The 16,103-nt window shown below is 58.8% G+C and carries 13 protein-coding genes; 10 read left to right on the top strand and 3 right to left on the bottom strand.

Annotated features, from left to right (window positions below; all coding sequences use genetic code 11):
* The first annotated feature begins 102 nt into the window (after positions 1–102).
* Both RDV48_19260 and RDV48_19255 read left to right on the top strand, forming a co-directional pair.
* Entirely contained in the window at positions 103–1,443 is a 1,341-nt protein-coding gene (locus RDV48_19260; protein MDQ7824947.1) for a PQQ-like beta-propeller repeat protein, read from the top strand.
* The gene (locus RDV48_19255) at positions 1,440–2,852 is read left to right on the top strand and encodes a protein kinase (GenBank protein MDQ7824946.1); all 1,413 of its coding nucleotides are present in this window, start codon (positions 1,440–1,442) and stop codon (positions 2,850–2,852) included. The genes RDV48_19260 and RDV48_19255 overlap by 4 nt, the downstream gene beginning before the upstream one ends.
* Positions 2,853–2,858: 6 nt before the next feature.
* On the opposite strand, the gene RDV48_19250 is transcribed toward RDV48_19255, so the two are convergent.
* On the bottom strand, positions 2,859–4,211 hold the full coding sequence (locus RDV48_19250) for a GAF domain-containing protein (protein MDQ7824945.1): 1,353 nt from the start codon (positions 4,209–4,211) through the stop codon (positions 2,859–2,861).
* A gap of 194 nt (positions 4,212–4,405) precedes the next feature.
* On the opposite strand from RDV48_19250, the gene RDV48_19245 reads away from it, so the two are divergent.
* Genes RDV48_19245 through RDV48_19225 form a run of 5 tightly spaced genes read left to right on the top strand, consistent with a single transcriptional unit; the run spans position 4,406 to position 9,609 of the window.
* Complete coding sequence (locus RDV48_19245) at positions 4,406–5,626, top strand: GspE/PulE family protein (protein ID MDQ7824944.1); 1,221 nt, start codon at positions 4,406–4,408, stop codon at positions 5,624–5,626.
* 38 nt (positions 5,627–5,664) lie between these two features.
* Positions 5,665–6,501 (top strand): secretin N-terminal domain-containing protein, encoded by an 837-nt coding sequence (locus RDV48_19240; protein MDQ7824943.1) that lies wholly within the window; start codon positions 5,665–5,667, stop codon positions 6,499–6,501.
* 22 nt (positions 6,502–6,523) lie between these two features.
* Complete coding sequence (locus RDV48_19235; protein MDQ7824942.1) at positions 6,524–7,327, top strand: methyltransferase domain-containing protein; 804 nt, start codon at positions 6,524–6,526, stop codon at positions 7,325–7,327.
* Positions 7,328–8,230 carry a 2-hydroxyacyl-CoA dehydratase family protein gene (locus RDV48_19230; protein ID MDQ7824941.1) on the top strand — a complete coding sequence of 301 codons (903 nt, stop codon included), beginning with the start codon at positions 7,328–7,330 and terminating at the stop codon, positions 8,228–8,230. It begins immediately after the preceding gene.
* Positions 8,227–9,609: a 2-hydroxyacyl-CoA dehydratase family protein gene (locus RDV48_19225; GenBank protein MDQ7824940.1), complete on the top strand. Its 1,383-nt coding sequence runs from the start codon at positions 8,227–8,229 to the stop codon at positions 9,607–9,609. The genes RDV48_19230 and RDV48_19225 overlap by 4 nt, the downstream gene beginning before the upstream one ends.
* On the opposite strand, the gene RDV48_19220 is transcribed toward RDV48_19225, so the two are convergent.
* The gene (locus RDV48_19220) at positions 9,555–10,661 is read right to left on the bottom strand and encodes a hypothetical protein (GenBank protein MDQ7824939.1); all 1,107 of its coding nucleotides are present in this window, start codon (positions 10,659–10,661) and stop codon (positions 9,555–9,557) included. The genes RDV48_19225 and RDV48_19220 overlap by 55 nt on opposite strands.
* A 118-nt stretch (positions 10,662–10,779) precedes the next feature.
* On the opposite strand from RDV48_19220, the gene RDV48_19215 reads away from it, so the two are divergent.
* Genes RDV48_19215 through RDV48_19205 form a run of 3 tightly spaced genes read left to right on the top strand, consistent with a single transcriptional unit; the run spans position 10,780 to position 13,700 of the window.
* Positions 10,780–11,958, top strand: coding sequence for a glycosyltransferase (locus RDV48_19215; GenBank protein MDQ7824938.1), 1,179 nt, complete (start codon positions 10,780–10,782; stop codon positions 11,956–11,958).
* Entirely contained in the window at positions 11,936–12,754 is an 819-nt protein-coding gene (locus RDV48_19210) for a methyltransferase domain-containing protein (GenBank protein MDQ7824937.1), read from the top strand. The genes RDV48_19215 and RDV48_19210 overlap by 23 nt, the downstream gene beginning before the upstream one ends.
* Positions 12,741–13,700: a GSCFA domain-containing protein gene (locus tag RDV48_19205; GenBank protein MDQ7824936.1), complete on the top strand. Its 960-nt coding sequence runs from the start codon at positions 12,741–12,743 to the stop codon at positions 13,698–13,700. Before RDV48_19210 ends, RDV48_19205 begins: the two co-directional genes overlap by 14 nt.
* Here the strand turns inward: RDV48_19205 and RDV48_19200 are convergent.
* The gene (locus RDV48_19200; protein ID MDQ7824935.1) at positions 13,679–16,000 is read right to left on the bottom strand and encodes an alginate lyase family protein; all 2,322 of its coding nucleotides are present in this window, start codon (positions 15,998–16,000) and stop codon (positions 13,679–13,681) included. The genes RDV48_19205 and RDV48_19200 overlap by 22 nt on opposite strands.
* Between the last annotated feature and the right edge of the window lie 103 nt (positions 16,001–16,103).

Genomic DNA, 16,103 nt, shown 5'->3' with positions numbered 1-16,103 from the left:
GACGATCCCTCCAGGAGCTTTCCTGTTTGACATGAGAGCGGACCCATATTATAATTTATGTGCAGGTGAAGAAATTCCAGAGAGACGGTTCCGGGAGGCACCATGGAAATAAGGCCCTCAGAGATAAGAACCCCCCAGTCGGTCCGGATTGAACAGGCAGCGAGACCGGACCTTCAGGATTCGCCACCGGAAGCTCCGGCTCAGGGCTGCCTCAATGACCGCCTCGCGCCATCTCCGCCCCCGCCCATGGACCTGGCGAGGGCTTCTGCGCTCATTTCCGAGACCACGGGAAAAATGGAGGAGCTCTGGAGGGAGAAGCCTTCGAAGTGGATTGACAACATCACGATAAATGACGAGGGAACTCTCTTTGCCGAAGGCGCCGGTGAGACCTGCCTGATCTCCGCCGACGGCTCGGCGAAAGGGAAGATAAGCGGCTACAGCGGCTGTGTCAACGGACTCGCCCCGGGTCCCGGCAACACCCTCTTTGTGGCGACGAACCAGGGCGACCCTGACGGCATCTTTGCCTTTGACGGAACCACCGGCAGGGAAAAATGGCACCGCGACGCCAAGGGAGATACTTTTTTCGGCGGCGTCACCCCTTCGCCTGACGGCACGCTTTTTGCCTCGATTACCCCCTATCAGGGAAGCTCCGCGGAAGACCGCCTTGTGGCCCTTGACGGGGGGAGCGGAGAGACGGCCTGGCAGTTCAGAGCGGGCGGGAGAATACAGGGAAAACCCCTGCTTGGTCCCGAAAACACGGTGATTTTGGGCTCCCATGATCACAAGCTTTATTCCCTTGACCGGAAGACAGGAAAAAAGCGCTGGGATTTCGATTCCGGCGGGCCCATCGCCTGCGGTATAATACACGGTCCCGACGGCACCATAATCGGCATCACCAGGGAGGGCAGTCTCTTTGCTGTTGACGGCGTGAGCGGCGCCGGGAAATGGGCTGTCCCGACAGGGGAGAAGGGATACACGTCAGGTGCGCCGGCCTGCAGCGCCGACGGCACAGTCTTCGTCATCACCCCCGATACCGAAGGGGTGCTGAAAGCCTTTGACGGCAGGACAGGGGCGCTCCGCTGGGAGGACCGCAGAGAGAAGTGGGTCAAGGCCTCGCTGGTGGCTGACGGTGAAGGCACCCTCTACGTGGGCTGCAAGGACAGCGAGAAGGTGATCCTCTATGACGGCGCCACCGGCAGGGTGAAAGAGGAGATCAAGGTGGGAGAGCAGGTTGACGCCCTCGCTTACGATGATGAGAGAAAAGTGCTTTACTGCGGCACTTCCGACGGCTCTGTCATTGCCTTCTCAAGGCCCGGAGCAGGAGAGCCCGCAGAGAATGTCACCGCGGAAGCACCGGGGAATGGCAGGCCGGAACTGCAGGACGAGGAGGATTTTATCGTCATAGACAGCCTCAGGCTCCCCAAGAAAAAGCAGGGCCTGTGAAAGAACACATACTCGCCCGGGGAGAAATCCTCAAGGAGCGCTACCGTATAGAGAGTGTCATCGGAAGAGGCGCTTACGGCGTTGTGTACCTCGCCGGCGATCTCCATGTCGCCGGCGCTGCCTGGGCCGTGAAGGAGATGTGGGAGGGAGCCCTCAGCGGCGATGAGCGTGCCGAAGCGCTTGAGCTCTTTGAAAAGGAAGCTTCCCTTCTCTCCGAGCTTAACCATACGGGAATCCCCAAGGTCGTTGATCACTTTTCACTTGGCATGCGCCATTACATGGTGATGGAGTACATAGAAGGCGCCACCATCGACAAGGTGGCAGAGAGGCCTGACCCAAAGACCGCGGCGGGATGGGCGATAAAAATCTGTGACATTCTCGAGTACCTCCACGGCCATGAACCCTCGCCGGTGATATTCAGAGACCTCAAGCCTTCCAATATCCTTATGACCCCCCGGGGCAGGCTCTCTCTCATTGACTTCGGCATCGCGCGCCTCTTCAATCCCGGCAAGACGAAGGATACCCATGTCATGGGGACTCCCGGCTTTTCGCCGCCCGAGCAGTACGGCACGGGCCAGTCCGACACCCGCAGCGACATATACTCACTTGGAGCGACCTTATACAGTCTGCTCTCCGGCGAGGACGTGGCGCAGTTCAGGTTTTCCTTCCCGCCCCTCTCGAAGTACAATCCCGCCGTGACCCCTGCCCTTGAAGCCATCGTGGGGAAATGCCTTGCCGCCAACCCTGGAGACAGATACCAGTCGGTAAGGGAATTGAGGGATCACCTGAAAGCCTTTGAGGAGGGGAAGGCCTCTCTGCCGCCTCCCGCCGTGACCCGGTCGCTGGCTTCCCCATCCCCTGCGAAGCACTCCAGTCTGCCGCCTGTGCTCTGGATCTGGATTCTATATTTTGCAGTATTGTTTTTAAAGAGTCATGATTATGAGATGCTGATCTATGCTCTCCTTGGCCTTATGGTCATTTTCCTGGCCTCCCTCTTGCTGATAGTAGTCAGTTATGCGACAGGAAAAAGCACTCTTCGGAACGGTACCCTGGTAAGCCTTTTGCTCGCAGGGGTCTTTATAGTCCTCATCCCTAATTTTGTGAGGGCCACGGGGTCCCATGGAGGTCAGCTCACGGCCTGCAAGAGCAACCTGAAGAACCTGGGCACCGCGATGGAGATGTATTCGACGGACAACGCGGGGCGCTACCCTCCGGCTCTTTCCTTTGTGACGCCAAATTATCTTAAAGTAATTCCCACATGCGCTTCAGCAGGGGAGAGCACCTACCGCTATATCTATACCGTCATTCCTGATACCTATACATTGTGGTGCTCGGGAAGCTTTCATAAAAGTGTGACAAATAAACAGGACTTTCCCCAGTATGACTCCGTTCAGGGACTTATAGAATAGAGGTTTTCACGACGCTCCCCGGGGGTGAGGATTTTCTGCAGGGCGCCCATGCTCAGAAAGCTGGGAGATAAAGAGGGCATTCGCCGCGAAATAGCCGAGGGTGGTGAGCTTGTGGAAGCTCTCGGCATTGTAGTTGCCTTCCTTTTTCGTCCCCACGTATATGATTCCCACAAGATCGTTTCTGACCACCAGGGGAATGCACATGATGGATTTTTCATCCCTGAAAAACCTCCGTGAGAGCTCATCGTCACCAACCTCGGCAATGAGAAGGGGCTCCTTGCCCTCCAGGACCTTGGTGAGGGGCTCATCGGGGCATTCAAGCAGGCGGGAGAGCACAAAGGTCTCCCTGTAAGGTGAGATTATCCTCCGTAAGGAAGGCTTCTCCTTCTCTACTGAGAGGATGATGCAGGAATCATAATCAATGAGCTTTCTTATTATGGAGAGCATGATATCATAAGCCTTCTCATGGTTGAAGCGCCCGCTGAACTGCTGGTTCATCTCGTAAAAAATCGTGAGCTCATCGACTTTCTGCTTCAGGTCCTTGTTCAGGAGCCTGTTCAGGCCTTCCTCAGTCTGGAGCCTCTTGTCCAGATCCTGGATGAGCGCCTCACGCTCCACCTGGTTCTTCAGGATGTGGCTTCTGGTGAGAAAGTCAAGGGCCGGCCTCAAAGCGAGAAGGGGAGGAAGCATGACGAGAATGCTCCATGGAATGGCGGCGCATATGAGGTAAAAGGATGCCGTGAGAAGGCTTAATGGTGCTGCCAGGAGATTAAGGGCAATGAGCTTGCCCCTCGTGGCCAGCCAGGCTTTTCCCTGATCCTCCTCGAGCAGGCCCTTTGCAAGCAGTCCCGTCCCATAGAATAAGAGAGCGTATACAATGAGCGCGCCGGCGAGAGGAACAAGAATCCCCGGGGCAATGGTGTCCTGGCTCCCATGGAGCCTGCTGAAGGCAAAGGAGACCGCCATTATGATAAAAATCCCCGATGAGAGGTCAAAGATGCGATGCCAGGAAGGCTGGCGGTTCCTCACGATGGTGAGGACGGTGAGGGATATAAGGGCAATGGCCACGGTAAGTGAGGGATTCCCGAGAATGATGAGCGAGGTAAGGTAGAGGGGAAGGGAGGGGCTCGCATAGCCGAGGGAGAGTACTTCCACGGCCAGCAGCTCCAGGAGCACTGCGGAAGCGGTGAGGATAAGGACAATCCCCGCAGTCCCCCCGATAAGCTTTATCCCGGCGAGGTAAAGCAGCAGAATGACGGCCGCAAGTATGCCAAGAGAGAGGACGGCGGTCCTTGACCTGTACGTCTCTTCTTCTTCTTTTCTCCAGGGCGGCAGGCTCTTTTTTTTATCCTTTTTCAAGGCCGTCGTTCACCCCCATTTAGACCTTTGACACCAGGCGGATATTTCCTTTCTGATTCGTTGCGTCTCAAAGGGCTTGAGGAGGCCGCCACGGGGAAATCCTCCCCTGTCCCTGCTGATGCAGAATAGAGGAATTGCCTTGTGATGATGTAGTATTCTTCCAGAGGGGGATAATCCCCCCTCAGGAGCAAAGCATGGCTATAAATGAGAAATTCAGGCTGCTCACCTCCCAGATAGACATCACCACCTTTGAGGGCTTTGTCCAGGTCGCCTTACGGCTCGGGGCAAGCGACATCCATTTTGAGCCCATGGAGCATGACCTGAGGGTGAGGGTGCGAATTGACGGTGAGCTCGAGGAGGTGGCGAGAATGAACCACTCCGCCTCGTCGTCGAAGCCCCATCCCATCATCGTCCAGATTAAGGCCCGCAGCGAGCTGAACCTCAAGTCAAGGGTCCCGGAAGACGGCAGGTGCGAGATATGGGCTGACGATGCCCTCCTCAGCATCAGGGTATCAACGATACCCCAGGTCTTTGGCGAGAAGATTGTCGTGCGCCTCTTCGACAAGTCAAAGGTGGCAGAGCTTCACTGCCTGGGCTTCCGGGACCATAACCTTGGCCTCCTCAAGCAGATGGTGGAGAAGAACTCAGGGATAGTCCTTGTCACGGGCCCCACGGGCTCAGGCAAAACCACGACTCTATACACCATACTCAACTATCTGAACAACCCGCACAGGAACCTCATTACCGTCGAGGACCCCGTGGAATACTTCCTCCCGGGGATCAACCAGATACAGGTCGATCCCAAGGGCGGCGTGACCTTCGACACGGCGCTGAGGGCCATCCTGAGACAGGACCCCGATATACTCATGGTAGGCGAGATCAGGGACAGGGAAACGGCTGATATCGCATTCCACGCTGCTCTTACAGGCCACCTGGTCCTGTCAACAGTCCACGCCAATGACACTATCGGCGCTATTATGAGGGTTTTTGACCTTGGGGTGCCTACGGTCCTCGCGGCGCAGGCGATGAACGGCATCATATCCCAGCGGCTCGTAAGCCATCTCTGCCCGAAGTGCCGGGTCTGCAGCGTCCACCCTCCCCTTGACGGCATTCTGACCTATGAGCCGAAAGGGTGTGATTTCTGTCACTCCACCGGCGTGAGGGGCAGGCAGGGAGTCCAGGAGCTGCTTGTATTCAGTGATACTTTCAGAAAGATTATGAGCAGCACCTTCAACAGCGAGGAGCTTCTCATGATAGCCCTCAAGGAAGGCATGGAGACCCTGAAGCAGGATGCCCTCGTGAAGACAACCGAGGGCTCCATAAGCTACCGTGACGCACTGGCGATAACTGATGAGTCCCTTGACAGGATCATGCCTCTGATGAAGATTGCCTTCCCTGTGGATGCTGATTTCTAGCACCTGCACCCCATGGCGCTCATTGTGAAAGGACTTTTATGGCCTACAGGATGATGCTCAGGACCGTGATTGCCTTTGTGCTGGTGGCAATTGTGGCAGGCGGCGCCGTGGAAGCGCAGGAGCTCAAGATGGTGAAGCTTTCCTATGCCAGGGCCGCAGACCTCCTTCCCGTGGTGAAGTCCTTTCTCTCAAAGGACGGCATGATTATCGTCGATGAGAGGCTCAACGCCTTCATGATCAAGGATAATCCCGAGAGCCTCGCCAAGGTGCTTGGCATCATCTCGGCGCTGGATGTGAAGACGCCGATGGTCTCCCTGGAAGTGTCGTTCAGCGGGAGCGGCTCGAGAAGCCTGAGTGGCGTCGATCTCTCTATTTATGCCAGGTCAGCAGACAAGGGAACTGCCGCCGTCGTAACCGGCAGCGAACTGCAGAGCCAGGCGCAGTACAGCAGCACCGGCACCTACATGGTGATGGCCACCTCAGGGACGCCGACAAAGCTGCTTTTTTCCGAGACAGTCCCCGTTGCGATTTACCGCCCGCTTTATGACTATGCCGTAAGGAACGGCTACCTGGCTCAGTCCATGGTGATAGAAAACGTGCAGTCGGGGTTCTTCGCCATTCCCCGAGTGGGCGCCGGGGATATCATCACCCTCGACATAATGCCGGGCTTCAGCTGCAGGAGCCAGGGGAATCCCCTCCTCGTGAGGTTCACGGCGGCCCAGACTTCAGTGTGCCTGAAGGACGGGCAGCCGATGACCATAGGCCTGGTATCGGGGAAAGAGCAGGCCCTTACCGACGCGATTTTCGGGAGCCTGGGGATGGCGGGCTCCAGCGATTTTTCCATAACGGTCACTGCGAGGATAGTGGACCGCTGAGATAATAAAAGGAGGAACGATAATGGCGATCAGGACAAAAACAGGGCTCGAGGAAGTAAAGGCCGTATACGGAGGCCCCGAGGGGGTGCTCTGGAAGCTTATCATGGGCGAGCAGATTCACCTCGGGGGGTTCCAGTCCTCGATGGACCTTGCGGAGCGTGCGGGGATCCAGAGCGGCATGAGGGGCATCGATCTCTGCTGCTGCAACGGCGCCGGCATGAGATTCCTCGTGAGGTTCCGCGGCGTTTCCACCATGCTCGGTGTTGACGCCACGCCACAGATGGTAGAGCTCGGGAAGCGCCTCTGCGAGGAGGAGGGCATGTCGGAGAAAATAACCTTTCATCTTTCAGACTGCACCTCGAGCGGCCTGCCAGGGCAGATGGCCGATTTCATCTGGGGAGAGGATGCATGGTGCTATGTCGTTGACAAGGCAAAGCTCATCTCCGAAGCGGCGCGGATGGTGGAGCCGGGGGGGATCATCGCCTTCACCGACTGGGTCGAGGGGAAGCCGGGGCTCACGGACAAAGAAGCCGAGCGTTATTTTGCCTTTATGAAATTCCCCAATGTGGAGAGCCTTGAAGGGTATGGGAAGCTTCTTGAAAAGAGCGGATGCGAGGTCGTCACTGCTCTCGATACGGGCCGCTTTGCTCCCTGTGTCGATCTCTACATCCAGATGCTGAGCAGGCAGCTCACCTATGACGCCCTCAAGATCATCTCCTTCAACAAGGGAATGATGGAGTTCCTCGCCGGCGAGATGGCTTTCATGAAAACCCTCACCGACTCGGGAAAGATTGCCCAGGGCCTTATAGTCGCCAGAAAGAAGTAGATGGAAAGAGCGGTTCTTTTCTCCTGTGCCTTTGTGCCTGTCGAATGGATAGAAGCCCATGGATTCACTCCACGGAAGGTGATACCCGGGCAAGGCAATGATCACTCACTCCCGGGAGCCGCCATGGGGCTCTGTCCCTATGCGGGCGCCTTTGCACGCGAAGCATGCGCCTCCGGCGATGCTTCCGCGATCATTGTCACGACGCTCTGCGACCAGATGCGCCGCATTTCCGAGGTAATCGGCGAAACTGCAGGAGTGCCCCTGTTCCTGATGAATGTGCCTTCCACGTGGGAGCAGGAAGGGGCCCGCGCCCTCTACCGTGTTGAGCTGGCGAGGCTTGGCGCGTTCCTGGAGGACCTGGGCGGAAGGGCGCCCTCCCAGAAGGCCCTTGCTGAAGTGATGATCCAGTATGAGAAAGGGCGGGCAGGCCCCTCCCCCAGTCCGCGCCAGGGAGTAAGGCTTGCAATAACAGGCGGCCCCGCCTCGCATTTTCACCGGTCATTCTATCACTATGTCGAGGGGAAGGGCGGCACCGTCGTGCTTGACGCCACTGACAGCGGCGAGCGGAGCTTCCCCGGACCTTATGACAGGAGCCTCTTGGAGCGCTCTCCCTTTGAAGCGATGGCCGATGCCTATTTCGGCACCATCACCCACCCCGCAAGAAGGCCGAACAGGGAGCTTTACCGCTGGCTTGAGCGGGAGCTTCACCGCCGGGCTGTGGAAGGCATCGTGCTGCTGAGGTACCTCTGGTGCGATCTGTGGCATGCCGAGGCTGCCGTGATGAGGGAGCGCTTCTCAGTGCCCCTTCTGGATATTGACATTGAGGGCTGCGGCTCACCGGGAGATGTCCTCGATGCAAGGACATCTCAGCGGCTTTGTGCCTTCCTGGAGATGCTGAAATGAGCGATAAACCCGATCAGATAACCCTCGAAGGCTGGGACAGCCGCTACGAAGAGCTCCTGCGCAAGGGGCTTGCCGAACCCTGGTACGGCGGTCCTCTCAGGCGCCATGCGCAAGAGGGCGATCTCAGGCTCTGCATGATGGAGTTTGACAACTCGGCGGCGGCCCTTCGGCTATGGAATTTCCTTCTCACCGAGGAGGAGCGCCTTCACCGCGCGAGAGGTGAGGGAAAGAAAATTGTGGGAGTCATGAAGGACCTGGGGACCATCCCCGTGATGGCCTATTCCCTCCCTGATACGGTGGCCTTCTATCCCGACGGCGCATGGTGGATTCCCTGCATAAAGCAGATGAAGACCGACATGCTCACTGTCGCAGACAGCCTTGGCATTGATGATTCATTCTGCCCCGTGAGGGCAATGGTGGGGGCTTTTCTGACGGGAAAGCACTTCCCCTTGCCCGATCTTCTCACATGCAGCGTGGGCGCTACCTGCGATGATTTTTCCGCGATTGCCTCCCGCCTTGAAAGCATGGGCTTCCCTGTACTGTGGTGGGAGATTCCTCACCGCCGCGAGCCTTCTGCCGGGGAGCCCTCATTATCCCGCCCGGAAGGGAAGAGGGTGGCGAAAGCCCACCTGGATTTTGTGCGATCAGAGCTTGAGCGGGTCAAGGCCGCCCTGGAAAGCCTTGCGGGATCGAGGCTCACCGAAAAGCTCATGACTTCGGGTATCAGGAAGGCCAATGCCATCAGGAGGCTTCTTGATGAGCTCCGCTTCCTGGTATTCACTGCCCGGAAGTGCCCCCTTCCCTCGCTGGAGCTCCTCATCGCCGAGATGCTCGCCATTCATTTCTGCTCCGACAGGGAGGAGACGGCCCATGTCCTCAGGGACCTGCTGAGGGAAGTAAAAAGACGGGTGAAGGCCGGGGAAGGAACAGGAAGGGCCGATGCGGCCCGTGTCTTCTGGGTGAATCCCGTGGCCGACCTGCGGGCCATGAACCTCATGGAGAAATGCGGAGCCAGGATCTGCGGCACCGATTATCTTTTTTTCCACGCCCTCGATGAAATACCTGAAGATATGCCGCCCATGGAGGCCCTTGCTTTCATGGCCCTCATGGACCCCATGGTGGGGACCGCTTCAGAGAGGGCCCTGAGGATCCTGCATGAGATGAAGAAATACGGTGCCGAGGGGCTGGTCATCTCAAGAATTCCCGGGGCGAGCCACTGCGCTACCGAGGGGGCCATCATACGGTCCATTGTGCAGAAGGAAGGGAATTACCCCGTCGTGGAGATTGAAGTGCCGCCCCTGTCGGATTCCCTCGCCCCGGCCCTTCATACGAGCCTTGAAGCCCTCGTGGAGATGATATGGAGGAGAAGGCAGGACTGATCCGGCCTTCTCCTTTCTGACAGGAGCCTTTCGAAAAGGGCGCAGTATGCCTCGACGCGCCGATCCCACCCATGCTCTGCGGCCATCATCCTCATCACCTCATTGCGCCTTTCCCGCGGCGGCTCCTTTATGAGAGAGAGGGCTTTCTCCACGAGATCGCCCGCACTGCCGTAGCGGAACACGAAGCCGTAGCATGCCGACAGGACGAGTCTGTTGTTCACGATCCGCTCCTCGGAGATGACAGGGAGCCCCCCGCGAAGGTAGCTGATAATCTTGGAGATGTCATTGTCAAAGGGCCAGGGCCCCGCTGCGAGAGCAAGGCCCCCATGGGCGAAGGCGAGGTAATCCCAGAGGCGCTCTTCAGGCACTTCGCCGTGGCAGGTGATTTTATGGCTCAAGGGAATTGCCATACCGCCTCCGTACATGGCGCTCTTGTTTTCCCCCACGAAGTGAATGGCCGTGCCGCCCGGAAGAAGATCCGCCGCCTCGTTGAGCAGCTCTGCCATCCGCGGCGCGCAGATGCTCCCCGCGAAGAGGATTACTTTTTCATCGGGAGGGTAAGGGCTTTTTCCGGGGGGAGGTAATTCAGGCGGGCATCCCGTGGGGATGAGCGTCACGGGGAGCATCTCACCGTATCGTTCCCGCCATCGCAGCTCATTCTCCCTGTTATTGAGCACCAGGTGCGCCGCTTTTTCAGCGATAAGCTCCTGGCATTCAAGGAGCTCAGCCCTGCCGCCCTCGTCCCGCTCAGGGAGCTTTTCGTCAACCACCCTCACGATTCTCGCCACTACGGGCACATCAATGGCAAGGGCGTATCTTATCGAGGGATGATAACAGGTCTTGACGATATCGTAACGCCCCCCTTCCAGGGCCCCCAGGGGCTTTGCCCTCACTGTCCCCCCGAAGAGAAGTGTCTCTTTTTCCAAGGGTGCAATGATGTCCGTCTCGATGCCCTTTTCATAAAAGCCCGTGGTAAGGGCCCTGAGGCGGATTATGTCGATTCTCGAGAGGGGGCTGTCGGGGTTCCTGTGAAAGATCACTGCGAGGCGCATAGGAGGCTATTCTCCGGGAGCAGGGCTATCACCTTTCTTTCACCGCCCGCCGCCAGCGGAAGCAGGAGTGAAGGCTGCCGCGATGAACTCTCCCTGGAGAGGTCCCGGCAGAAATTCCATGAAGAAAAAGGTCTGCATCATCACTCCCCGTTATCCTCCCTTCGAGTGGGGCGGCCTCGCTCTCACCGTGTCCCGCGTGGCCCGCTATGCCCGTCACGGCGGCTATGATGTCCATGTGGCCCGCCTTGTGAGGGGCGGCACCCCCCTTGTGTTTCTCGATGAGAGCAGGAGAACTGAGGTGGTCGAGGGGATCACCGTTCATACCATCGAGGCGGGAAGCGACCGTGAGCCTCCCGGGGGATGGAAGCCCGGCGACTGCCGCCACACCCTCATGCTCATGATGTACCACGATTCCCTTGAGCTTCTTCACCGCCAAGAGCGCTTCGATCTGATCCACTCCTTTTTCCTTTTCCCCGCGGGGTACGTGGGAGGGCTTATGGCACGGTCCCAGGGCATTCCCTCGGTGGTGACCCTTGTGGGGAATGACGTGCACCGCCACATTTTTTCTCCTGAAAAAATCGCCGCGCTGAGATGCGCCCTTGAATGGGCTCACACCGTCGTGGCCCTCTCTTCCCGTCTTCTCTCCCTGGCCGGAACCCTTGCCCCCCTTGGGGGGAAAAGCCGCGTTATCCATAATTCTGTCGAGATCCCCGCGGAGCAGTGGTCTCCCTCGGCCCGTTACGGGAAGCCCTTCCGCATAGGAGCGGCGGGTATCTTCAAGTATGCCAAGGGCCTCCCTTATCTTTTCAGGGCCCTTTCCCTGATGAGGGAGAGGGCTGAAGTCACCCTTGAGCTCGCAGGGACCGTGCGGCCCGACGAGCTTCCTGTGTATGAGGAGGCGCTGCGGCGCACCGGGACAGCCTCGCTGGTGAAGGCTCCTGTCCCTCTCAAAAGGGAAGAGATGGCTCCCTGGCTCACTGCACTCGATGCATTCGTGCTCCCCTCGCTCTCTGAAGGCTGCCCCAACGTGCTCATGGAGGCCATGGCCTGCGGTGTTCCCTCGGTGGCCACTGAAGCGGGCTGCAACAGCGAGCTCATTGAAGACGGGCGCTCAGGCCTGCTGGTCCCCAGCGGTGATGGCCCGGCGCTTGCCGGCGCCCTGGCAAGGCTCCGTGAAGACCCTGAAATGGCGGAGAAACTGGGCCGCGGCGGCCGCGAAAGGATGAGGGCCTTCACTGCCGGGAAGGAAGCGGCGCAATGGATGGAGGTTTATCATGGGCTCTGTCCCCACGAATAAGGGAGAAAACAGGATTGCCTATCCTCCCGATCACTGGATCCGCTCCGGCGATGCCGCCGGGGCCCTCGCCTTCTATCTCGAGCAGCAGAAGAAGCCTTACAGCAGGGTGAAGACAGCTTTTATAAGGGAGCTCCTGGGCCCTCTTGAGGGGAAGCGTGTTCTTGACTTCGGGTGCGGCGGGGGAGTGTTCGCTATCTACAGCGCCCGATCAGGGGCACGGAGCACCGTGGCCGTTGACGCCCAGGCAGAAACCCTTCAGATTGCCCGCCTTCACGCTTCCAGGGAAGGGGTGGAGCGGGCCCTCCAGTTCATTGAAGGCGATTCCCTTGTCCCTGTGAAGGATCAGGAGAAGTTCGACGCCGTGGTAATGAAGGATGTGCTGGAGCATGTCATTGATGACAGGGCCCTGCTCTCAGATGCCGCGGGAATCCTGGCGCCGGGGGGGAGCCTTGTGATTGCGACGCAGAACAGCTTCTCCCTCAACTGGCTTATTGAAGGCTCTTACAGGCGGCTTGTGGAGAAGAACCGCGCCTGGTGCGGCTGGGACCCCACCCATGTGAGGTTCTACACTCCCTGGAGCCTCATGGGAAAACTTGGTGATGCAGGGCTTGCCGTCAACGCATGGAGGAGCGCCTGGATCATCCCCTACCGTTGGCCTCCTTGGGCTGAAAAGCCGCCCCTCACACTTGAGGGCTTCTCGGCCTTCGACGGCGTGGCAGGCAGAGTTTTCCCTTTCAGCATCGCCGGGTGGAATATCATCGCCCGTGCTGCAAGGAGGAACGATGGCTCACTCTGACGTGCACCCCACGCACCGCTTTCAGAAATGGCAGGTATGGCCCGGCTCCTATGACAACCCCCTGCCCGACGGGAACTACCCATTTCCCGGGGAACCTTCAAGGCTTTTCTCACGCACCACTCCCGTGGCCTCCATGGGATCATGCTTCGCCCGCGAGATAAAGAGGGTTCTTATTGAGAGGGGATACCGCTACCTCACCGAGGAAGCCTGGCATCCCGCCTCAAAGCACGCGAGCGCCGCCTGGGAGCGCACCTACAACCTTTTCTCGATGCGGCAGATCTTTGAATACACCTTTGGGGACTGGAAGCCGCAGCTCCGATGGTGGCTGGCCCCCCGCTCCGGCAAGGCGCAGGATCCCTACAGGAGGATCATAGTCTATGACTCTCAGGCAGCGGCCGAGGAGGATTTTGAGAGGCACCGCCAGTGCTCGCTGAAAGCCCTCACCACTGCGGAGGTCCTCTTTCTCACCCTCGGCCTCACCGAGCTGTGGGAGGACAGGGAGGACGGCTCGGTAATATGCCTTCCTTCCGGTCCCTACGTGACTGAAGGCGGCGACATGTCCCGCTACCGCTTCAGGGTGAGCCGCTATGCCGAAAACTACCGGCAGCTCGAGAGGATATATGCGCTCATGAAAGCCCATAACCCTTCGTGCACCATTGTCGTCACCGTCTCGCCCGTGCACCTCTGGGCCACTTTCCGCGAAGACAGCGACGTCATATCGGCAAGCTGCAACTCCAAGTCAACGCTCAGGGCCCTTGTTGACGAGTTTGTGGCCTCCCATCAAGGCATGCTGTATTTTCCCTCGTATGAGATGGCCACCATTTACGGCCCCCTGATGGGGCACCTTCCCTTTTCAGAGGGTCGCGAGCCTTTCCACGTGAACGCCGCGATGGTGGAGTATATCATGGAACAGTTCCTGGACCATTACGGGGAAAAAGGCGGGTAGGTGATAAACTCCTCCCTGCTGCCTGTTTCAGCGGCAAAGGATATCTTCAGGGAGCCATCGGCCATATCCTCGCGGCATGCCTCTCCGGATGGTTCAAAGGGAAGAAGAAGCCACAGCAGGGACACAGGCAGGGACGCAAGGGCTCTGAACCTCAGGGAAGGCGCCGGCCTGTCAGTGCCCCTGAGAGCGGCCCACCCGCGCGGCGGGCTCGCCACCCCTTCCTCGCAGTCCATGGAGAGCTTTATGGCGCCGGGAAGCGCGATGAGGGTGAAGGTGTGCCCGGCAATGCCCGGGGCTTTCACTGAAAGCTTCTCACGGTCAATGACCAGGGGGCCGGGCCTCCATTTCCAGCCTGTCACGATCTCATGCAGACCTGTGCCGCTGTATTGGTCGGCAATTATCCAGTATGCCTCCCTCACAAAAATGACGGTCCTCCTCACGAGGACTTCCCCGGCGCCGGAGGAAGGGAGGAGAGCCGTCCCGGAGGCCGCGGCGTACAGGGGGGCCTGGCAAAGCCTTGCGTCGCTCCTGCCTTTTCTCTCGTTGAAGCACATCCTGGAGGCCTGGCGCTCCAGGCCGTCAATGGAAAGGGAGGTGTGGGAAAGAGCGCTTCTGTAATAGTCCGTCATGGGGCCGGGAGTGTAGCGGGAGATTCCCGGATCGATAAGGATCCTTTCGCCATGGGCACTGAGGTCGAGGGAGAGCACATCGTTGTGGCTGTGGGAGACGCCGGGAGGCCCTGAGCGGAATATCAGGTGGAGGGAACCGCCGTCATGGCCTGAGCGCAGTGAGGCAAGGCCTGCCGTTGGAAACAGTCGGTTTTTCACCTGCGGCGGCTCACCGGCATGACCCCGGGAGCCGATGAAAAGAAAATCCCGCCGCCCCAGGATCTTGCCCGCCCTCTCAAGTGAGGGGCAGAAATCGTATTCATAGCCCCAGGAGTCGTTCAGGGAGGGCCAGGTAAAATCGGGCCGCGCCATGGAGGCGAGATAATCGTAGCCTTTTTCCAGCGTTTCGGAAAACCGGCGGGGGAGAGTCTTCCCCCGGGCGCCGGTGGAGATCAGGACCTCGAGGGCGCTGTCAAGGCATATGGCCTGGTAAAGAGGCGAGAGCTCGTAATGGGCGCCGTCGTCAAGAAACTGGCGCTCCATCTCTTCCAGAAGCCAGTCCGTGCCTGTGGCGGCCCAGGATTCAGCCTCCCGGAACAGGGGGAGGGCCAGCCCTCCGAGGGCCAGGGCCGAGGCCTCGACGATGCGCCAGTTGCCGGGGTGCCCCCTGTGGTCCGCCAGATGGCGGCAATGCTCCCAGAAGGAGCGCAGCATCAGCTTTTTCGTGGACTCCCTGAAGCTCCTGTGGCTCCAGGCGATTCCCGCTGCCCAGAGCCACTCCTTAAGGCGCCATGCCGCCGAGAGAGTCTCCCACTGGGGGCTCGCGCCGCCGTTTGAGTCAAGCGGCACGGGGTATGCATTTATCCACCGGCGAAGCAGCCTGTCAAGGACCACGATGATTGAATCATTCTCTGTTTTCGCGAATACTTCAAGAAGGCTCTTCACGAAGTGATGGCGGTGAAGAAAGTGGAGCACCTCATATTCACCGCCCCGGAGCTTTTTCCACTCCCAGGGACCGGGCAGCTTCAAGCCCATGAAAGTCCCTTTGAGAAGTCTTCGATGCTCTTCAAGAGGGCAGGGGAGGGGTGGGGGAACGCCAAGGCCGGCGTCACCCGGGCAGAATGGAGGCGGCAATGCGGGGAATGAGAGATTACCTCTCTTCAGTGCAAGGCTTTTCCTGAGGCCAGCGCTTGTGAGCCTTGGCCCTTGTCGCTGTTCCCGCGCCATGCCTGAAAGGGAGGCAATAATCACTTCCAGGGGGCTTTTTTCAAGGGAGTGCTTTTCCCCGGCAAAGATCAGCCTGAGCCTGGAGGCTCCCTGCCATCCTCCGGGGGTGCCAAGGATGCCGAAGGACTCGCGGGGAAATAAAAGCTCTGCGGTGCTCTCCCCTGCTACCGGCTCGCTGTCCCCTGAAAGGTGGACCGCTCCGCCGGCTTCCTCAATTCTCATGCCGGCCCTGATCTCCCTGGCGCCTCTGTTCGTCACGGCGAGCTTCAGGCAGTCAATCCCTTCAAGGATCCCGCCATCTATGTCGAAAGTAATCACGAGGGGACCTTCCGGGGAGGAAAAGCGCCCTTTCCCGCCGGGGCCGGGAGATGCCCTCGTGGTGAAATCATTGCAGGAAAAAATATCTCTGGTGAAAAGTATTCTGTCAGGGCGAAAGTCTGTCTCGGGAAGGGGCGGAGTGCGCATACCAGGAGATTTCCCGCCGGGGGCCTCTCTCCCTCCTTCAGGCCATGAGGGCTTTTCCGCGGGAAGGAAAAAACCTCTGCGGGTGGCAAATCACCATGAGAAG

It is taken from the genome of Candidatus Eremiobacterota bacterium (genome assembly GCA_031082125.1).
In the GTDB taxonomy this organism is placed as follows: domain Bacteria; phylum Vulcanimicrobiota; class CADAWZ01; order CADAWZ01; family Ess09-12; genus Ess09-12.
The sequence above is the reverse complement of the archived record's forward strand: the minus strand, read 5'-3'. Positions and strand labels throughout refer to the sequence as shown.

Bases quoted from the DNA above. Each gene is read 5' to 3' on its own strand.
- RDV48_19225 (MDQ7824940.1), top strand. From the start codon at position 8,227: ATGAGCGATAAACCCGATCAGATAACCCTCGAAGGCTGGGACAGCCGC.
- RDV48_19230 (MDQ7824941.1), top strand. From the start codon at position 7,328: ATGGAAAGAGCGGTTCTTTTCTCCTGTGCCTTTGTGCCTGTCGAATGG.
- RDV48_19245 (MDQ7824944.1), top strand. From the start codon at position 4,406: ATGGCTATAAATGAGAAATTCAGGCTGCTCACCTCCCAGATAGACATC.
- RDV48_19200 (MDQ7824935.1), bottom strand. From the start codon at position 16,000: ATGCGCACTCCGCCCCTTCCCGAGACAGACTTTCGCCCTGACAGAATA.
- RDV48_19240 (MDQ7824943.1), top strand. From the start codon at position 5,665: ATGGCCTACAGGATGATGCTCAGGACCGTGATTGCCTTTGTGCTGGTG.
- RDV48_19220 (MDQ7824939.1), bottom strand. From the start codon at position 10,661: ATGCGCCTCGCAGTGATCTTTCACAGGAACCCCGACAGCCCCCTCTCG.
- RDV48_19215 (MDQ7824938.1), top strand. From the start codon at position 10,780: ATGAAGAAAAAGGTCTGCATCATCACTCCCCGTTATCCTCCCTTCGAG.
- RDV48_19205 (MDQ7824936.1), top strand. From the start codon at position 12,741: ATGGCTCACTCTGACGTGCACCCCACGCACCGCTTTCAGAAATGGCAG.
- RDV48_19235 (MDQ7824942.1), top strand. From the start codon at position 6,524: ATGGCGATCAGGACAAAAACAGGGCTCGAGGAAGTAAAGGCCGTATAC.
- RDV48_19210 (MDQ7824937.1), top strand. From the start codon at position 11,936: ATGGGCTCTGTCCCCACGAATAAGGGAGAAAACAGGATTGCCTATCCT.
- RDV48_19260 (MDQ7824947.1), top strand. From the start codon at position 103: ATGGAAATAAGGCCCTCAGAGATAAGAACCCCCCAGTCGGTCCGGATT.